General features: G+C 75.1%; 15 protein-coding genes and 1 pseudogene. 5 read left to right on the top strand and 11 right to left on the bottom strand.

Going from position 1 to position 15,637, the window contains the following annotated elements:
• Positions 1–135: 135 nt before the first annotated feature.
• Positions 136–2,763 carry an alpha-L-fucosidase gene (locus tag DT076_RS13980; protein WP_114127320.1) on the bottom strand — a complete coding sequence of 876 codons (2,628 nt, stop codon included), beginning with the start codon at positions 2,761–2,763 and terminating at the stop codon, positions 136–138.
• Between the two features lie 180 nt (positions 2,764–2,943).
• On the opposite strand from DT076_RS13980, the pseudogene DT076_RS13985 reads away from it, so the two are divergent.
• Together DT076_RS13985 and DT076_RS13990 are read left to right on the top strand one after the other, a co-directional pair.
• Positions 2,944–3,078, top strand: a pseudogene (locus tag DT076_RS13985) (ion channel); the annotation flags it as partial.
• A 67-nt stretch (positions 3,079–3,145) separates the two neighbouring features.
• Entirely contained in the window at positions 3,146–3,727 is a 582-nt protein-coding gene (locus DT076_RS13990) for a YdeI/OmpD-associated family protein (RefSeq protein WP_114127322.1), read from the top strand.
• A gap of 14 nt (positions 3,728–3,741) precedes the next feature.
• Here DT076_RS13990 and DT076_RS13995 read toward each other — a convergent pair whose 3' ends face one another.
• The gene (locus DT076_RS13995; RefSeq protein ID WP_114127323.1) at positions 3,742–5,313 is read right to left on the bottom strand and encodes an amidohydrolase; all 1,572 of its coding nucleotides are present in this window, start codon (positions 5,311–5,313) and stop codon (positions 3,742–3,744) included.
• 206 nt (positions 5,314–5,519) lie between these two features.
• On the opposite strand from DT076_RS13995, the gene DT076_RS14000 reads away from it, so the two are divergent.
• Entirely contained in the window at positions 5,520–7,010 is a 1,491-nt protein-coding gene (locus DT076_RS14000) for an MDR family MFS transporter (protein WP_114127324.1), read from the top strand.
• A gap of 90 nt (positions 7,011–7,100) precedes the next feature.
• Here DT076_RS14000 and DT076_RS14005 read toward each other — a convergent pair whose 3' ends face one another.
• Both DT076_RS14005 and DT076_RS14010 read right to left on the bottom strand, forming a co-directional pair.
• Positions 7,101–8,126, bottom strand: a complete 1,026-nt coding sequence (locus DT076_RS14005) for an alcohol dehydrogenase catalytic domain-containing protein (protein WP_114127325.1) — start codon at positions 8,124–8,126, stop codon at positions 7,101–7,103.
• 43 nt (positions 8,127–8,169) lie between these two features.
• Positions 8,170–8,361, bottom strand: a complete 192-nt coding sequence (locus tag DT076_RS14010) for a hypothetical protein (RefSeq protein ID WP_114127326.1) — start codon at positions 8,359–8,361, stop codon at positions 8,170–8,172.
• A 102-nt stretch (positions 8,362–8,463) separates the two neighbouring features.
• On the opposite strand from DT076_RS14010, the gene DT076_RS14015 reads away from it, so the two are divergent.
• The gene (locus tag DT076_RS14015) at positions 8,464–9,801 is read left to right on the top strand and encodes an MATE family efflux transporter (RefSeq protein WP_114127327.1); all 1,338 of its coding nucleotides are present in this window, start codon (positions 8,464–8,466) and stop codon (positions 9,799–9,801) included.
• A 4-nt stretch (positions 9,802–9,805) separates the two neighbouring features.
• Here DT076_RS14015 and DT076_RS14020 read toward each other — a convergent pair whose 3' ends face one another.
• From DT076_RS14020 to pdxR, 6 genes are all read right to left on the bottom strand, one after another.
• Positions 9,806–10,234 (bottom strand): NUDIX hydrolase, encoded by a 429-nt coding sequence (locus DT076_RS14020; protein ID WP_407642735.1) that lies wholly within the window; start codon positions 10,232–10,234, stop codon positions 9,806–9,808.
• Between the two features lie 135 nt (positions 10,235–10,369).
• On the bottom strand, positions 10,370–10,819 hold the full coding sequence (rplI, locus tag DT076_RS14025) for a 50S ribosomal protein L9 (RefSeq protein WP_114127329.1): 450 nt from the start codon (positions 10,817–10,819) through the stop codon (positions 10,370–10,372).
• Between the two features lie 14 nt (positions 10,820–10,833).
• Positions 10,834–11,076: a 30S ribosomal protein S18 gene (rpsR, locus tag DT076_RS14030; RefSeq protein ID WP_114127330.1), complete on the bottom strand. Its 243-nt coding sequence runs from the start codon at positions 11,074–11,076 to the stop codon at positions 10,834–10,836.
• 135 nt (positions 11,077–11,211) lie between these two features.
• Entirely contained in the window at positions 11,212–11,748 is a 537-nt protein-coding gene (locus DT076_RS14035) for a single-stranded DNA-binding protein (RefSeq protein WP_114127331.1), read from the bottom strand.
• A gap of 135 nt (positions 11,749–11,883) precedes the next feature.
• Positions 11,884–12,174: a 30S ribosomal protein S6 gene (gene rpsF, locus DT076_RS14040; RefSeq protein WP_114127459.1), complete on the bottom strand. Its 291-nt coding sequence runs from the start codon at positions 12,172–12,174 to the stop codon at positions 11,884–11,886.
• A gap of 160 nt (positions 12,175–12,334) precedes the next feature.
• Positions 12,335–13,735, bottom strand: coding sequence for a MocR-like pyridoxine biosynthesis transcription factor PdxR (gene pdxR / locus DT076_RS14045; protein WP_114127332.1), 1,401 nt, complete (start codon positions 13,733–13,735; stop codon positions 12,335–12,337).
• A 66-nt stretch (positions 13,736–13,801) separates the two neighbouring features.
• On the opposite strand from pdxR, the gene DT076_RS14050 reads away from it, so the two are divergent.
• Positions 13,802–14,842 carry an aldo/keto reductase gene (locus tag DT076_RS14050; protein ID WP_114127333.1) on the top strand — a complete coding sequence of 347 codons (1,041 nt, stop codon included), beginning with the start codon at positions 13,802–13,804 and terminating at the stop codon, positions 14,840–14,842.
• Between the two features lie 24 nt (positions 14,843–14,866).
• Here DT076_RS14050 and DT076_RS14055 read toward each other — a convergent pair whose 3' ends face one another.
• Positions 14,867–15,502 (bottom strand): nucleoside/nucleotide kinase family protein, encoded by a 636-nt coding sequence (locus DT076_RS14055; RefSeq protein WP_114127334.1) that lies wholly within the window; start codon positions 15,500–15,502, stop codon positions 14,867–14,869.
• Between the last annotated feature and the right edge of the window lie 135 nt (positions 15,503–15,637).

Consider the following 15,637-nt stretch of genomic DNA (forward strand, 5'->3'; position numbering starts at 1 on the left):
AAGGTCTTGGACTACGCCACCCCGGCTGAGAAACTCAACGAACTACTCACTGTTGCGCACACCCCTTGAATCCGCCATGCCCCGAGCACGCGCGAATACCTCGAACCGCGGGAAGAAGGGGCCGACGCCGGGCCGTCAGCGGCGGGTGACGACCCAGCCCTGCTCGGCGAGGGGGGCGAACACCTCCTCGACGGTGCGCGTGCCGAACAGCGGTCCGGACGGGGCGTCGACCACGACGGTGACCGGGGCCTCTGGCGTCCCGTAGCCCCAGAACGGGGTGTCGGAGTCCTCGCCGTCCGAGGCCGCCACGTGCAGGGTCGCGCCGGGGGCGAGCTCGACGTCGCGCAGCTGCTCCAGCGAGCGGAACGGACGCCCAGGCGACCCGTCGCCGGCCACCGGGGCGGCGCAGTCCAGGTGCACCTCGGTCGGCCGGCCCGGGTCGTCGGCCAGCTGCTCGTACAGCCCGAGCCGGGCCAGCGACCAGGCGGCCCGGGCCCGCTCGACCCGCACCCGGAACCGGCGGGCGTGCACGGGGGCGGGCAGCCGGTGCACCCGGTGGACGCCGATCGTCCCGGCGGCCGCGACCTCGGTCCAGCCGCCGTCGAGCTCGGCCTCCACGACGTGGCGCTCGACGACCTGCCCGTGCTCGCCCACCCCCTCGGCCAGCACGACCCGGTCGACCCGGCGGACCCGTCCGAGGTCGATCTCGACCGCTCCCGGCTCGGCGGTGCGGCTGGCCCAGCTGCTGCGGGCGCTGTCGTCGGTGACCCGGTCGGTGGTGCCGCCGGGGACGGCCACCGGCAGGCCGAGGGCGTGGTCGAGGGTGAAGGCGCGGCGGCGCTCGGCGGCGAAGTCCTCCAGCGCCCGGACCGAGGCCGGGGCCAGCGCGCCGGTGGTCGTCGGCGGGGTGTTGAGCAGCATCACCGAGCCGCGCCCCACCGTCGCCTCGTGGTGCTCGAGCAGCTGCGGGCCGCTGAGCGGCACGTCGTCGGGGTGGGCGAACCAGCCCGGGGTGAGCTTCATGTCGGACTCGGTGGGCCACCAGTGCAGCGCGGTGGCGTCCTCCCCGGCCGCCCGGACCAGGTGGACGCGCGAGCCGACGTCCTCGAAGGCGGCCCGGCCGGCCAGCTCGAGCTTGCCGCCGTCGCCGGCGTCGACCACCGGCACCGGCGCCCACTCGTCCTGGCGGGCCAGCCCCGCCTCGTTGCCGACCCAGCGCACGTCGCGGCCGCCGACGGCGATCACCGCCCCGGGCTGCAGGCGTCCGATGAGGTCGTAGAAGGCCGGGTAGTCGTAGTGCTCCTCGTGCTCGGTGTGGCCCTGCGCGCCGTCGAACCAGACCTCGTCGACGCGGCCGTAGCCGGTCAGCACCTCGTACAGCGTGTTGAGGAAGTAGGCGCCGTAGTCGGTGGCGGGGTAGCCGAGGACGGGCAGGTCGGCGCCGGCGCGGTCGTCGCCCTCGACCAGCGTCGGGATGGTCCGCTCGGAGCGGGGGCTGCCGTTGCCGAACACCCCCTCCCGCTCCTGGTGCGAGTCGGCCGGGGACAGGTAGAACCCGACCCGCATCCCGTAGCGGCGGCAGGCTGCGGTGAACTCCGCGACCACGTCGCCGGCGCCGTCGCGCCAGCCGGCGGCGGCGACGGTGTGGCGGGTGTAGCGGGAGGGGTAGAGCAGGAAGCCGTCGTGGTGCTTGACGACGAGCACCGCCAGCCGGTGCCCGGTGTCGCGCAGGGTGCGCACCCAGCCGTCGACGTCGAGCTCGCCGGTCGGGGCGAAGCGGGCCGGGTCCTCGGTGCCGTGGCCCCACTCCTGGTCGTAGAAGGTGTTCATCCCCACGTGCAGGAAGGCGGTGAGCCCGAGCTCCTGCCAGGCGAGCTGGGTCGGGCTGGGACGCAGCAGGGCGGCCTTGGCCAGCACCTCCCCCGGCTCGTCGTCCGGGTCGAGGGCCAGGTGCGGCCCAGGGAGGAGACCTGCCGGCGGGGCCGGCACGGGGTCGGTCACCCAGAACGGCTCGGGCTCCTCGGGTGCGTCGCCGGTGGCCGGCTGGAGCCGGAACCGGTCGGGGTCGTCGAGCGGGACCCCGCCGCGGACCCGCACGCGGGTGACGAGCGCGGCCGCCCCGTGGCCGCCGCGCTCGGGGTGGACGTCGCAGCCGATGCCGAAGGTGCTCTCCAGCCCGGGGTGCAGGGCCATCGGGGCGGCGGAGACGACCGGCGGCAGCGTCTCCCCGTCGAGCCGGACCTCCAGCACGGCGCGGTCGCCGGCGAAGACGTGGTGCAGCGACAGCCGGTGCGGCACGCCGACCTCCGGGGCGGCCACCGAGGCGAGGTGCGAGGTGCGGGTCTCGTCGTCGCCGTCGAAGCCGTAGCGCAGCCGCCCGTCGACCAGCTCGACCCGCAGGTGCCCGCCGGCGGAGAACCAGGTGGCCGGCGGCACCGCCCCGGTGGCGGGGATGTCGTCGGCGCTCGGCACCAGCTCGAGCTCGGCCACGAAGGAGGTGGTGGCGCTGGTACGGCCGAGGACGAGGTCGGCGGCCTCGAACCGCAGCCCCTGCCGCCCCCCGCCCAGCCGGACGCCGCCGGCCGCCTGCTGCTGCTCCCCGCCCTCGACCCGGTGCACCCGACCCCGCATCCGCTCTCCGCCGGTGGTGGTGTAGGCGTCGGCGCCGACCAGCGAGCCACCGAAGACGACGTCCAGGTCATCCGATCTCTGCTCGGCGCGGTCGGACGGCGCGGGTTCGGCGGCGGAAGAGGTGACGGGCACGGCGGATCTCCATCCTGTGGCGGTGGGTGCGAGCGGTGAACGACGAGGACATCATGCCCGCTCCGGGCAGGACGTCGCGCGTCGACGCCCGCACCGACGTCTTGGACGTCAGACGACTCGACACGCTGGCGAAGGGCGGGGGCGTTCACCGCCGGCGTCGACCCGGAGGAGCCGCGCACCTGGATGGAGCTGCTCTTCCTCAGCGTCACCACGCTGACCACCACCGGGTTCTCCGACGTGGTGCCGCTGCTGGTGGTGGCCCGGATCGGGGCGCTGCTGGCCCGCCGCGGCGGGGCCCGCGTGCACGAGGAGTGAGCCGGCCCGGCCCGGTGCCGCCGGGCTCCGGGTGCCGGAGGGCCGGCGTCGGCCCTATCGTGCGGTCATGGCGGAGGTGGTCCTGACGGCGGAGAACTCCGTGCACGCCGAGACGCTGGCACAGTGGCGCGACTGGCTGGCCGAGCACCACACGCGCCGCGAGGGCGTCTGGCTGGTGCAGTGGCGCCGGCACACCGGACGTCCCGCCCTGGAGTACGAGGACGCGGTCTGCGAGGCGCTGGCCTGGGGCTGGATCGACAGCACCGCCGGCACCGTGGACGCCGACCGCACCCGGCTCTGGTACGCCCCGCGTCGTCCGCGGAGCGGCTGGTCGGCGCCGAACAAGCGCCGGGTGGAGCGGCTGCTCGCGGAGGGGCGGATGCAACCGCCCGGGCAGCGGGCGATCGACCTCGCCCGGGAGAACGGCGCCTGGACGCTCTACGACGACGCGGAGCGGCTCGTCCTCCCCGACGACCTGGCGGCCGCGCTGGCGGCGCGACCGGGGGCCCGGGAGCACTGGGACGCCTTCCCGCCCTCGGCCCGCAAGGTGGCCCTGTCCTGGCTGGCCGAGGCGCGCCGGGAGGAGACCCGGGTCCGGCGCGTGCTCGGCGTCGCCGAGGCCGCCGCCCGGGGCGAGCGGGTGCGCTGAGCGGACAGCCCGTTTCAGCCGGCCAGGGCGCCGGCGACCACCGTCGCGTGCACCCGCACCGCCTGCAGGTGCGCGGCGACCTCGGCCGAGTCCGGGACGGCGAGCAGCGGGTGCCGGTCGAGCAGCACCAGGTCGGCCGGTGCGCCGACCGTCAGGGCGTGCACGCCGTCGGTGGACGCCGCCAGCGCCTCGGCCGCGGTGAGCGCCTGCTCCCGGTGCCAGGGCGCCCGGTCGTCACCCGAGCGGTGCACGGCGGCGGCCATCGAGCGCCAGGGGTCGAGTGGGGAGACCGGGGCGTCGGAGCCCAGCCGCAGCTCCACCCCGGCGTCCAGCATCGCCCGGAACATGAAGCAGCGGTCGGAGCGGCCGGGCCAGTTCAGCTCGGTGACGTCGCGGTCGTCCCACAGGTGCGCCGGCTGCACGCTGGCCACCAGCCCGAGCCGGGCCATCGCGGCCACGTCCTCGACCCGGACCAGCTGGGCGTGCTCGATGCTGCCGACCGCCCCGGTCCGCTCGAAGCAGGCCACCGCCGCCTGCACGGCGGCGTCACCGATGGCGTGCACGGCCACCTCCAGCCCGGCTCCGCGGGCCGTGCTCAGCAGCCGCTCCAGCTCGTCGGCGGAGTAGTTGGGCCCGCCGTGGTGCTCGCTGCCGGTCGGGCCGACCTGCTCGACGAGCTCGGCGGAGGTGACGGCGTAGGGCTGGCAGCACCAGGCGGTGCGGGTGTTGAGCGAGCCGTCGGAGATGATCTTCAGCGGCCCCATGGTGATCAGCCCGTCCGGGTCGTGCCCGGGGTCGAGCACCTGCCCGGTGCGCAGCCCCGCGGCGACCACCTCCTCCAGCAGCCCCGGGTAGACCCCGGCGCGGACCCGCAGCCGCAGCCCGTCGGCCAGCCGGGCGGGCCAGACCCGGTGGTTCGGGGCGAACTCGAGGTCGGTGACGCCCACCACCCCGCGGGCGGTCGCGGCCGCGGCGGCCTGGACGATCCCGCGTTCCCACTCCTCGGCCGCGCCGGGCAGCTCCAGCAGCCGCGGCTGCAGCTCGAACCACTCCCGCTCCTCCACCGGGTGCTCCCGCGGCGGCAGCCCCAGCATCCGCAGCGCGGCGGTGTTGAGCCAGCCGCTGTGCACGTCGCCGCTGACCAGCACCACCGGGTGGTCGCCGCTGACGGCGTCGAGGTCGGCGACCCGGGGCAGCTGCCACCACGACCCGGTGCGGTGGCCGTAGCCGGTGACCACCTCGGTCGGGGACGCGCCCTCGGCGGCCAGCCGGGCCACCCGGGCGGCGACCAGCGCGAGCACGTCGGCGGGCTGCTCGCTGCTGGCCGTGTCGAGTCGACGGAAGGTGGAGCCCCACTGACCCAGGTGGACGTGGTGGTCCCACAGGCCCGGGACGGCCCAGGCGCCGCCGGCGTCGAGCACCGCCTCTCCGCGGGCGGGCAGACGCGGACCGACCTCGACCACCCGGCCGCCGGCCAGCCGCACGTCGAGCGGGGCCGCGTCGTCAGGCCACCCGGGCAGGCCCACCCGCCGGAGGCCGCGGACGAGCAGCGGGGCGGTCGCGGCGGGGGCGGGGGCTGCGGACATGGCAGATCCCTATGCCCTCGCCGCCCGTCGGGGCAAGTCGGCTCGCATCCCGTCCGGAGCGGGGGAATAAGTGTCTGACACCCCTGCTTGACTCGACTAGCCTCGAGGCCGTCCGCCAGCGGTTCTCGCGGCGGGATCCCGCTCGACGACGAGTTTCCCAGCTCCCACGGGTCTGCCTCAGCGGATCCGAACGGAAGGACACGCCCATGCACGACTCCGCACCGGCCCAGACCCCGGCGCAGGGCACCCGGCAGGACACCCGCGGGATCATCCCGATCCTGCTGCTGTCGGCGTTCGTGCTCATCCTCAACGAGACCACCATGTCGGTGGCCATCCCACCGATCCGCGAGGCGATGGGGGTCGAGGCCACCACCGCCCAGTGGCTGCTGACGGCCTTCCTGCTGACCATGGCCACGGTGATCCCGCTGAGCGGGTTCATCCTGCAGCGGCTGCGCACCCGGACGGTGTTCTTCCTCTCCCTCGGGCTGTTCAACCTCGGCACCCTGCTCTGCCTCACCGCCCCCACCTTCCCGGTGCTGCTGCTCGGCCGGGTGGTGCAGGCCAGCGGCACCGCGGTGATGATGCCGCTGCTGATGACGACCATCCTCACGCTGGTGCCGCTGGAGCGGCGCGGACGGGTGATGGGCAACGTCTCGATCGTCATCTCGGTCGCCCCGGCGCTCGGCCCCACCGTCTCCGGCTTCATCCTCGAGCACTTCTCCTGGCGGGCGGTGTTCGGGCTGATGCTGCCGATCGGCGCGGCCATGCTCGTCGCCGGCGCGCTGCGGCTGAAGAACTTCGGCGAACCGCGCCGCGCCCCGGTCGACGTGGTGTCGGTGCCGCTGTCGGCGCTCGGCTTCGGCGGTCTGGTCTACGCCCTCACCCAGCTCGGCGAGGCCGGCGGCCACCTCGGCAACCTGCTCGTCCCGCTGGGCATCGGGGTGGTGGCCATCGTGGCGTTCCTGCTGCGCCAGCGCGCCCTGCAGAAGGTCGACCGGCCGCTGCTCGACCTGCGCACCTGGCGCAACCGCACCTTCGCCATCGCGCTCGGGGTGATGATGGTCAGCTTCGGCAGCCTGTTCGGGGTCATCGTGCTGCTGCCGCTCTACCTGCAGGAGCTGCGCGGGCTCACCCCCGCCCAGTCCGGCCTGCTGGTGCTGCCCGGCGGGGTGCTGATGGGCGTGATGGGTCCGCTGGTCGGACGGCTGTACGACCGGGTCGGCCCGCGGGTGCTGGTGGTGCCCGGGGTGCTGGTCCTGTCGACGACGCTGTTCCTGTTCAGCCGGTCCGGTCTCGACACCCCGATCTGGCTGCTGGTGCTGCTCTACACCGGGTTGTCCTTCGCCCTCGGCCTGACCTTCACCCCGACCATGACCTCGGGGCTGAACAGCCTGTCGCCGCAGACCTACTCCCACGGCTCGGCCTGGGTGGGCACGCTGCAGCAGGTCGCGGGGGCGGCGGGCGCGGCCCTGCTGGTGACGGTGATGTCGGCGCGTGCGACCGGGCTGGCCGGGTCCGGGCTGGCCGAGCTGGACGCCCGGATGGGCGGCATCCAGCTGGCCTTCGTGGTGGCCGCCGGGCTCGCCGTGGTGGCCCTCGCACTGGCGGTCCAGCTGCCGGCGCGGCCGCCGGCCAAGCCCGAGGTGCCCGGACGGGAGGACGTCCCGGGCCCGGTGGGGGCGGACACCAAGGCCTGACCGGCGAACTACACGGGTGTCGTTCTCCCCAGGGCTGTGGACAACCCTGGGGAGAACGGCGTCTGGGGTGAGCAGCGCGGGCGGCCCGGCTCAGCCGAGCCGGACGACGGTGGTCCCCGCCGCGGTCGTCGGCCCGCTCATCGCGGCCAGGGCGTCGGCCGCCTCGTCCAGCCCGACCACCCGGCCCACCAGCTCGGCCGGTCGCAGCGACCCCTCCGCCACCAGCGCCAGCAGCTCCGGGTAGCCGGCGGCGGCCATCCCGTGGGAGCCGAGCAGCGACAGCTCGTGCGCCACCACCAGGTCCATCGGCACCGGCGGGGCCGCCCGCTCCCCCAGCAGCAGCCCGATCTGGACGTGCCGGCCGCGGCGGCGCAGCGAGCGCACCGAGGCCTCCAGCGTCCCGGCAGACCCCACGGCGTCCACCGCGACGTGGGCGCCGCCGTCGGTGAGGTCGAGCAGCGCCACGCCCTCCCCCGGCGCCAGCACGGTGGCGCCGAGCTCGGCGGCCCGCTGGCGGGCGGCCGGGGAGACGTCCACGCCGACCACCCGGGCGCCCAGCGCGCGCCCGACCAGCACCGCCGACAGGCCCACCCCGCCGCAGCCGTGCACGGCGAGCCACTGGCCGGGCCGCAGCCGGCCGTGCTCGGTGAGCGCGCGGTAGGCGGTCGCCAGCCGGCAGCCCAGCGCGGCGGCGGACACGTCGTCGACCGCGTCGGGCAGGGCGACGAGGTTGAGCGCGGCGGCGCGCACCGTGACCAGCTCGGCGAAGGAGCCCGGCTGGGTGAAGCCGGGCTGGACCTGGTCGGGGCAGACCTGGGCGTCGCCGTCGGCGCACCAGCGGCAGCGTCCGCAGCCCTGGACGAAGGGCGCGGTGACACGGTCCCCGGTCGACCAGCCGCTGACCTGCGGGCCGACCTCGACGACAGTGCCGGCGAACTCGTGGCCGGGCACCATCGGCAGCGGCACCGGGTCGTGCCCCTGCCAGGCGTGCCAGTCCGAGCGGCAGACACCGGTGGCCCGGACCCGGACCACCACCCCGTCAGGCGGGCAGACCGGGTCGGGCACCTCACCCAGCTCCAAGGGGCCGCCGGGTCGGGTGTAGCTGAGGGCGCGCACGAGCGGCGAGGCTACGCCACGGCGACGGGCGCCAGACGCCCGCTCAGAACCCGCTGCCGGCGTAGTCCTCCCCGGCGGGGGCGTCGCGCTCGGCGCCGTCGGGGTCGGTGGTGCTGCCCTCGGCGTACTCGTCCTCGACCACCGCGTCGTCCTCCTGCGGTGCGGCGGTCGCGCCGGGCAGGTCGTCCGGCTGGTCGGTGGCGCGCGGGTCGTCCGGCTGCTGCTGCTCGGTCACGGTCGGTCCTCCTCGCTCGGGGCGTCCTCGGACCTGCTCGACTACCCGATCGGCCCGGGGCGAACCGGGCCGACCGGTGCCGGCGGGCACTACCCTCGACCGGTGACCTCCCCCGCCCCGCAGCAGCCGGACCGGCGCGCGCTGGACAAGGAGATCTTCGCCCTCGCCGTCCCCACCTTCGCCACGCTGGTCTCCGAGCCGATGCTGCTCATCGTCGACAGCGCGGTGATCGGCCACGTCAGCACCACCTCGCTGGCCGGCCTCGGGGTGGCGATGAGCGTGTTCAGCGTGGTCGTCGGGCTCTCGATCTTCCTCGCCTACGGCACGACGGCGACGGTGGCGCGGCGGCTCGGTGCCGGCGACCGGGCCGGCGCGCTGGCCGGCGGTCTAGACGGCATCACCCTCGGGGTGGGGATCGGGGTGCTGGCAGCGCTGGCGGTCGGGCTGGCGGCCGAGCCGCTGGTCGGGCTGTACCGTCCCGACCCGGCGGTGGCGGCCGAGGCCGTGGCCTACCTGCAGGTGGTGGCGGTGGCGCTGCCGTCGGTGCTGGTGGTGCTGGCCGCGACCGGGGTGCTGCGCGGGCTGCAGGACACCCGCACCCCGCTGATCGTGGCGATCGGGATCAACCTGACCAACATCGTCCTCAACGTCACCCTGGTCTACGGCCTCGGGCTGGGGATCCGCGGCGCCGCGCTGGGCACCGTGCTGGCCCAGACCACCGGCGCGGTGGTGCTGGCCCGGGTGGTGCTGCGCGGGGCCCGGGCCGAGGGGGTGCGGTGGCGCTGGCACCCGGCCGGCGTGCTGGCCGCGGCCCGGACCGGGGTCTGGCTGGTGCTGCGGACGGCGTCCATGCAGGTCACCGCCCTCACCACCACCGCGGTCGCCACCGGGATGGGCGCGGTCGTGCTCGCCTCCCAGCAGGTGGTGCAAAGCCTGTGGTCGCTGCTGGCCTTCGCCCTGGACGCCATCGCGATCGCCGCCCAGGCGATCATCGGGCGGTACCTCGGCGCCGGAGAGGGCACTCTGGTGCGCAGCCTCACCCGTCGGATGGTCGGCTGGGGGATGCTGGCGGGGGTGGTGTTCGGCTTCGTGGTGTGGGCGGCCAGCCCGCTGTACGTGCCGCTGTTCTCCCCCGACGAGGCGGTCCAGCAGCAGGTGCTGCGGGTGCTCGTGGTGGTCGCGCTGATCACCCCGGTGAGCGGTCTGGTGTTCGTCCTCGACGGCGTCCTCATCGGCGCCGGCGACGCCCGCTACCTCGCGGTCGCCAGCATGGTCACCACCGTGGTCTACGTGCCGCTGGCGGTGCTGGTCGGCTGGACCGACGCCGGGCTGGTGTGGCTGTGGGGGGCGATGTGCGTGTGGATGCTGGCCCGGGCCGTCACGCTGGGTCTGCGGGCGCGCGGCGAGCGGTGGATGCGGCTCGGCGCCGACGCGCTCTGAGCGCTCAGAGCCAGGGCTGGGCCGGCGGGTCGAGCGCGGCGTCGATCCGGCTGCGGTAGCGCGGGGTCATCGGCGGCAGCGCGTCCACTGCGAACCAGCCGACCTCCAGCGACTCGTCGTCGGCCACCCGGGGCTCGCCGGCGACGTGGCGGCAGCGGAAGACCAGGCTGAGGAAGCGGCAGACGTCGCCGTTGGGGTAGTGCACCACGTCGTCGCTGTGCACGCTGACCAGCCGCTCCACCTCGGCGGTGACGCCGGTCTCCTCGGTGATCTCGCGCAGCAGCCCGTCCACCGGCTGCTCCCCCGGCTCGAGGATGCCGGCCGGCACCGCCCACTCGCCGGTGTCGGCCCGCCGGCCGAGCAGCACCCGGCCGCCGTCGTCGAGCACCACCCCCGTGACGCCGGGCAGCCAGAGCGGGTGGTGGCCCACCATCGCGCGCAGCTCGAGGATGAAGTCGGGGATCGGCACCCGGACACCCTGCCACGCGCCGGCGCCTCCCGGGGACGCCGCAAGCCCGCCGGAACGGGTCCGACGGGCCTGCGGTGTGGTGCGTGGTGCGGCGTGCGCTCAGGCGGCGCCGACGACCTCCACGGGGAGGTGGGCGGTGACGCCGTCGTGCAGCTTGACGCCGACGGTGTGCTTGCCGGTCTGCTTGATCGGCTTGGCGATCTCGACGCTGCGCTTGTCGACCGAGGGGCCGCCGGCCTTCTTGATGGCGGTGGCGACATCGGCCGCGGTCACGGCACCGAACAGCCGGCCGGAGTCGTGCACCCGGACCGAGAGCTGCACCGAGAGCTGCTCGATCTGGTCGCGCACCTCCTGGGCGTGCTCCAGACCGCGGATCTCACGGGCGTCACGCACCCGCTTGATGTCGGCGATCTGCTTCTCGGCGCCGCGGGTCCACTTGATGGCGTGGCCCTGCGGCAGCAGGTAGTTGCGGCCGTAGCCGTCCTTCACCTCGACGACGTCGCCGGGGTTGCCGAGGTTGCTGACCTCGCGCGTGAGGATGAGCTTCATCGTGGTCCTCCTTCTCAGCGCGCCGTGGAGGCGTAGGGCAGCAGGGCCATCTCGCGCGCGTTCTTGATCGCGATGGCGACCTTGCGCTGGTCCTGCACCGACAGCCCGGTCACCCGGCGGGCGCGGATCTTGCCGCGCTCGGAGATGAACTTCCGCAGCTGGGCGGTGTCCTTGTAGTCGACGTGGGCGATGCGCACGGTCTTGGCCGGTGCGCCGCCCTTCCCCTTCTTCACGGGCGGCTTGCCACGTGGGGCCATTGTGGTGCTCCTTCATCTGAGCCCGGCCGGAGCCGGAATGTGCCTGTCGCTCCCCGACGGGCGGGGGCGGTGTGTGTGTTCAGTTGCCGGACCGAGTCGCCTCGGCCTTCGAGCGGGTCGGTGCTCGCAGATCGATCAGAACGGGGGCTCGTCGCTCTGGGCCTGGGCCCAGGGATCCTGCTGGGGCTGGCCGCCGCCGCGGTTGCCGCCGCCGGACCAGGAGTCCTGGCCGCCGCCGTTGCCGCCGCCACCGCCGTAGCCGCCGCTGCCACCGCCGAAGCCGCCGCCACCGCCCTGGCCACCGCCCGAGCTGGTGCGGGTGACCTTGGCCGTGGCGTAGCGCAGCGCCGGGCCGATCTCGTCGACGTCCACCTCGAACACGGTGCGACGCTCACCCTCGCGGGTCTCGTAGCTGCGCGACTTCAGCCGGCCCTGGACGATGACCCGCATCCCCTTCTGCAGGGACTCGGCCACGTTCTCGGCCGCCTGTCGCCAGACCGCGCAGTTGAGGAACATGGCGTCGCCGTCCTTCCACTCACCGCTCTGGCGGTCGAAGGTGCGAGGGGTCGAGGCCACCGTGAAGTTGGCCACCGCCGCTCCGGACGGGGTGAACCGCAGCTCGGGGTCGGCGGTCAGGTTGCCGACCAGGGTGATGACGGTTTCGCCAGCCATGTTCGCTCCGTTGTTCGAGGGCCTCAGGAGGCCTGGACGTCGTGTCTGCGATCACTGTGCCACGCGGGTCCGACGGCTTTCGAGGCCTCGACCCGGTGGCTGTGGACAGCTCCCGGGGACCGGGAGCCGCCGACCTCAGTGCGCGTCGGGACGCAGCACCTTGGTGCGCATGACCTGCTCGTTGATGCCGAAGAGCCGGTCCATCTCCTGCACGGCCTCGGGGGTCGCGGTCAGGTTGATGACGGCGTAGATGCCCTCGGTCTTCTTCTGGATCTCGTAGGCGAGGCGGCGCTTGCCCCACACGTCCACGTTCTCGATCGAACCACCGGCGTCGGTGATCACCTTGGTGTACTGCTCCAGCAGCGGGCTCACCTGGCGGTCGTCGGTGTCGGGGTCGATGATGACCATCACCTCGTACTTGCGCATCGCGAACTCCACCTCCTCTGGTCTCGGCGGCCACGGGACGTCCCCGTGGCAGGAGGGCGAATGCGTGCCCCGGCCGCGGGATCGCGGCGGGGACGTGGTCGACGGGTCGACCAGCAGACCACCCTACCAGCAGCGCCGGGGAGGGCGCGACGGTCGCGGCTCAGCCGCGCAGCGCCCCGGCGAGGCGGGCCACGGCCTCCCGCTCCCGGCCGTCGCGGAGGTTGCCGAAGCCGAGCACCAGCCCGGCCCCGGAGGCCGGCCGGACGCGGTAGCGCGCCAGGTCGGCCACCCCCACCCCGGACTCGCGCGCCCGGGCCACCACCGCGGCGGCGTCGGTGCCCGCGGGCAGCGTCAGCGGGACGTGCATCCCGGCGGCCACACCTCCGGGCACGCACCCCGGCAGCAGCTCGGCGACGGCCTCGAGCAGCGCGGCGCGGCGCCGGCGCAGCCGCAGCCGGGACGTCCGCAGGTGGCGTTCGTAGGCCCCGCCGTCGACCAGACCGGCGAAGGCCTCGATGGTGAACGGCCCCGGCCAGACGCTGCGGGCCAGGTCGTCGAGGAGCATCCGCCCCAGCAGCCACTGCGGCACGACGGCCCAGCCCAGCGCCACCACCGGCCCCAGCGACTTCGACAGCGAGCCGACCAGCACCACCCGGTCCGGCGCCATCCCCTGCAGGCTGGAGACCGGTCGCCGGTCGTAACGGAACTCCGCGTCGTAGTCGTCCTCGACCACCACGCCGTCGACCCGCTCGGCCCACTCCACCAGCGCCCGCCGGCGCTCCGGCGACAGGGCCACCCCGACCGGGAACTGGTGGGCGGGGGTGGCGATCACCGCCCGGGTGCCGCGCAGCCGCCGGCCCGACAGCTCCTCCACCCGCAACCCCTCCTCGTCGACGCCCACCGGGACCGGTCGCAGACCGTTGCGGGCCGCCGCCTCCCGCAGCCCCGGCCAGGAGGGGTCCTCCACGGCCACGGTGCGGTGCCCGAGCGTGGCCAGCAGCCGGGCCAGCCAGCCGACCGCCGCCGAGGCCCCCGTGGTCATCACCAGCTGCGCCGGCGTCTCGCGCACCTGCCGGGTGCGCTCGAGGTAGCCGGTGATGACGGTCCGGGCGGGGATGCTGTCGCTGAGCGTCTGCCCGGCCAGGCTGTCGGTCGGCAGCTCGAGCACCGCGCGCCGGTAGGCGGCGGCCCACTGCGTCCGGGGGAAGGCCCGCAGGTCGGCCACCCCCGGCGAGAGGTCGAACCGCGGCCGGCCGGGGGTGCGCACGGGCCCGCCCTGCCTCGCCCCGGTCGCGGCCGGGGCCGGTGTGCGGACGCGGGTGCCCGAGCCGACGGTCGCGACCAGGTAGCCCTCGGCGACCAGCTGGCCGTACACCTCGGTGACCAGCCAGCGCGAGCAGCCCAGCTCGGCGGCCAGCGCCCGGCTCGGCGGCAGCACCGACCCGTCGGGGAGCAGCCCGTCCTGGATGCCGCGGCGCAGCGCGGTGGCGAGCCGGCGCGAGGACGACCGCTCGCCCGGGTCGGTCGGCAGCAGCACGCCGCCGACCACGATGGTGCTCATCGGTCTGCTCTTTCCGTCTCGGATTGGCCCGGGTGCCCGGGCCACTCTCTTCCTAGCATCGCCCACATGCACACACGGAAGCTGCACAGCGGCACCACCGAGCTCGAGGTCAGCGAGCTCTGCCTCGGCGTCATGCTCCTCGGCGTCCGAGAGGACGAGGCGACCTCCTTCGCGATCCTCGACCGGTTCTTCGAGGCGGGTGGCCGCTTCTTCGACACCTCCAACAACTACGGCTCGTGGGGCGACGACCCGGCCACCGCGGGTCTCAGCGAGCGCACCCTCGGCGCCTGGATCGCCCGCCGCGGGGTGGCCGACCAGGTCGTCGTCGCCACCAAGTGCGGCGCCGGCAAGGTCCGGCCCGACCAGCCGCTGTCGACCACCGCCCCCACCAACTACGAGGGCCTGGCCCCGGAGGTGGTGCGGCGCGAGCTGACCGGCAGCCTCGAGCGGCTCGGGCTGGACCGGGTCGGCGTCTACTACGGCCACGTCGACGACCGCACCCGCGACGTCACCGAGATCGCCGACACCTTCTCCGCCCTCGTCGAGGAGGGTCTGGTGACCGTCCCCGGCCTGTCGAACACGACGACCTGGCGGCTCGCGGTGGCCCGCCGGCACAGCGCCGACCACGGGCGGCCGGCGTTCGGCGTCTGGCAGCAGCAGCACTCGGCCTACTGGCCGGCCCCCGGGGTCGACACCAGCACGGTGGTCGACCAGGACGGCATCGACTACGCCGCCGAGCACCCCGGGCTGACGATCGTCAGCTACTCCCCGCAGCAGGCGGGCCAGCTGGTCCGGCCGTGGATGGACTTCCGCGACCCCTACGACCACCCCGGCAGCCACGACCGGCTGCGGCTGGTGCACCGCATCGCCCACGACCTGGGCGCCACCGCCAACCAGGTCGTGCTGGCCTGGCACCTGGCCGGGCCGCGGCGGCGGCTCGCGCTCGCCGCCGGGTCGTCCAGCACCCCGGAGGACCAGCTGCCGGTGCTGCGGGCGGCCATGCTCCCGGTGATCGGGGCGAGCTCGGTCGAGCAGCTGGAGGAGGCCCTCGGCGCGGTGGAGGTGCACCTCGACGAGGAGCAGCTGGCCGCCCTCGACGCGGCCTGAGGCGACGGCCCGGTCCCGGGCCCCTCAGCCGGGGCCGGTGGCCGCGCCGAGGTCGGCGACGGCCAGCCGCCAGTCGGCCCGGGCGGCGGTGGGCAGCACCAGCTCGGCGTTGCGCTGGTCCGGCCCCGACGCCCGGTCGCGGGCCCCGTCCTCGCTGCGGCCGTGGCGGCGGTGCCGCTCGACCAGCCGGGCGGTGCGGACGTCCTCGGGCGGGGCCAGGAACCAGCACTCGTCGAGCAGCCCGGCGACCTGCGACCAGGGCTCGCGGTCGAGCAGCAGGTAGTTGCCCTCGGTGACCACCAGCTCGATCTCGGGGCCGACCTCGATCGCCCCGGCCACCGACTGCTCACTGCCGCGGTCGAAGAGCGGGGCGTAGACGGGACGGTCGGCGGTCCGCAGCCGCTGCAGCAGGGCCAGGTAGCCGTCGGCGTCGAAGGTCTCGGGTGCGCCCTTGCGCTCCCAGCTGCCGTGGGCGCGGAGCACCCGGTCGTCGAGGTGGAAGCCGTCCATCGCCACCAGCACCGCCCGCGGCCCGAGGGCGGCGACCAGGGCCTCGGCGAGCACGCTCTTGCCCGCCCCGGGGGCGCCGGCGATGCCGAGCAGACGGCGTCCGCGGCCCAGCAGGAGTCCGGCCCGGTCGACGGCCTGCTGCAGCGTCACCGTGCCGGTTGGGGATCCCGGGTGGCCGCCGGCGTCGCGTCGCGGTCGGGAGCGCGGCCGACCGGCCCGGGGGTCCTGGACGCTGTCCAGCCACGGTCCGAGATCCAGCAACCTCACGCCTCCTCGTCGTCGGGC

This window comes from Desertihabitans brevis (genome assembly GCF_003327535.1).
In the GTDB taxonomy this organism is placed as follows: domain Bacteria; phylum Actinomycetota; class Actinomycetes; order Propionibacteriales; family Propionibacteriaceae; genus Desertihabitans; species Desertihabitans brevis.

Coding starts and splice junctions, on each gene's coding strand:
- rpsF (WP_114127459.1), bottom strand. CDS start 12,174: ATGCGCAAGTACGAGGTGATGGTCATCATCGACCCCGACACCGACGAC.
- DT076_RS14000 (WP_114127324.1), top strand. CDS start 5,520: ATGCACGACTCCGCACCGGCCCAGACCCCGGCGCAGGGCACCCGGCAG.
- DT076_RS14020 (WP_407642735.1), bottom strand. CDS start 10,234: ATGGTGGGCCACCACCCGCTCTGGCTGCCCGGCGTCACGGGGGTGGTG.
- DT076_RS14050 (WP_114127333.1), top strand. CDS start 13,802: ATGCACACACGGAAGCTGCACAGCGGCACCACCGAGCTCGAGGTCAGC.
- DT076_RS13990 (WP_114127322.1), top strand. CDS start 3,146: ATGGCGGAGGTGGTCCTGACGGCGGAGAACTCCGTGCACGCCGAGACG.
- rpsR (WP_114127330.1), bottom strand. CDS start 11,076: ATGGCCCCACGTGGCAAGCCGCCCGTGAAGAAGGGGAAGGGCGGCGCA.
- rplI (WP_114127329.1), bottom strand. CDS start 10,819: ATGAAGCTCATCCTCACGCGCGAGGTCAGCAACCTCGGCAACCCCGGC.
- pdxR (WP_114127332.1), bottom strand. CDS start 13,735: ATGAGCACCATCGTGGTCGGCGGCGTGCTGCTGCCGACCGACCCGGGC.
- DT076_RS13995 (WP_114127323.1), bottom strand. CDS start 5,313: ATGTCCGCAGCCCCCGCCCCCGCCGCGACCGCCCCGCTGCTCGTCCGC.
- DT076_RS14035 (WP_114127331.1), bottom strand. CDS start 11,748: ATGGCTGGCGAAACCGTCATCACCCTGGTCGGCAACCTGACCGCCGAC.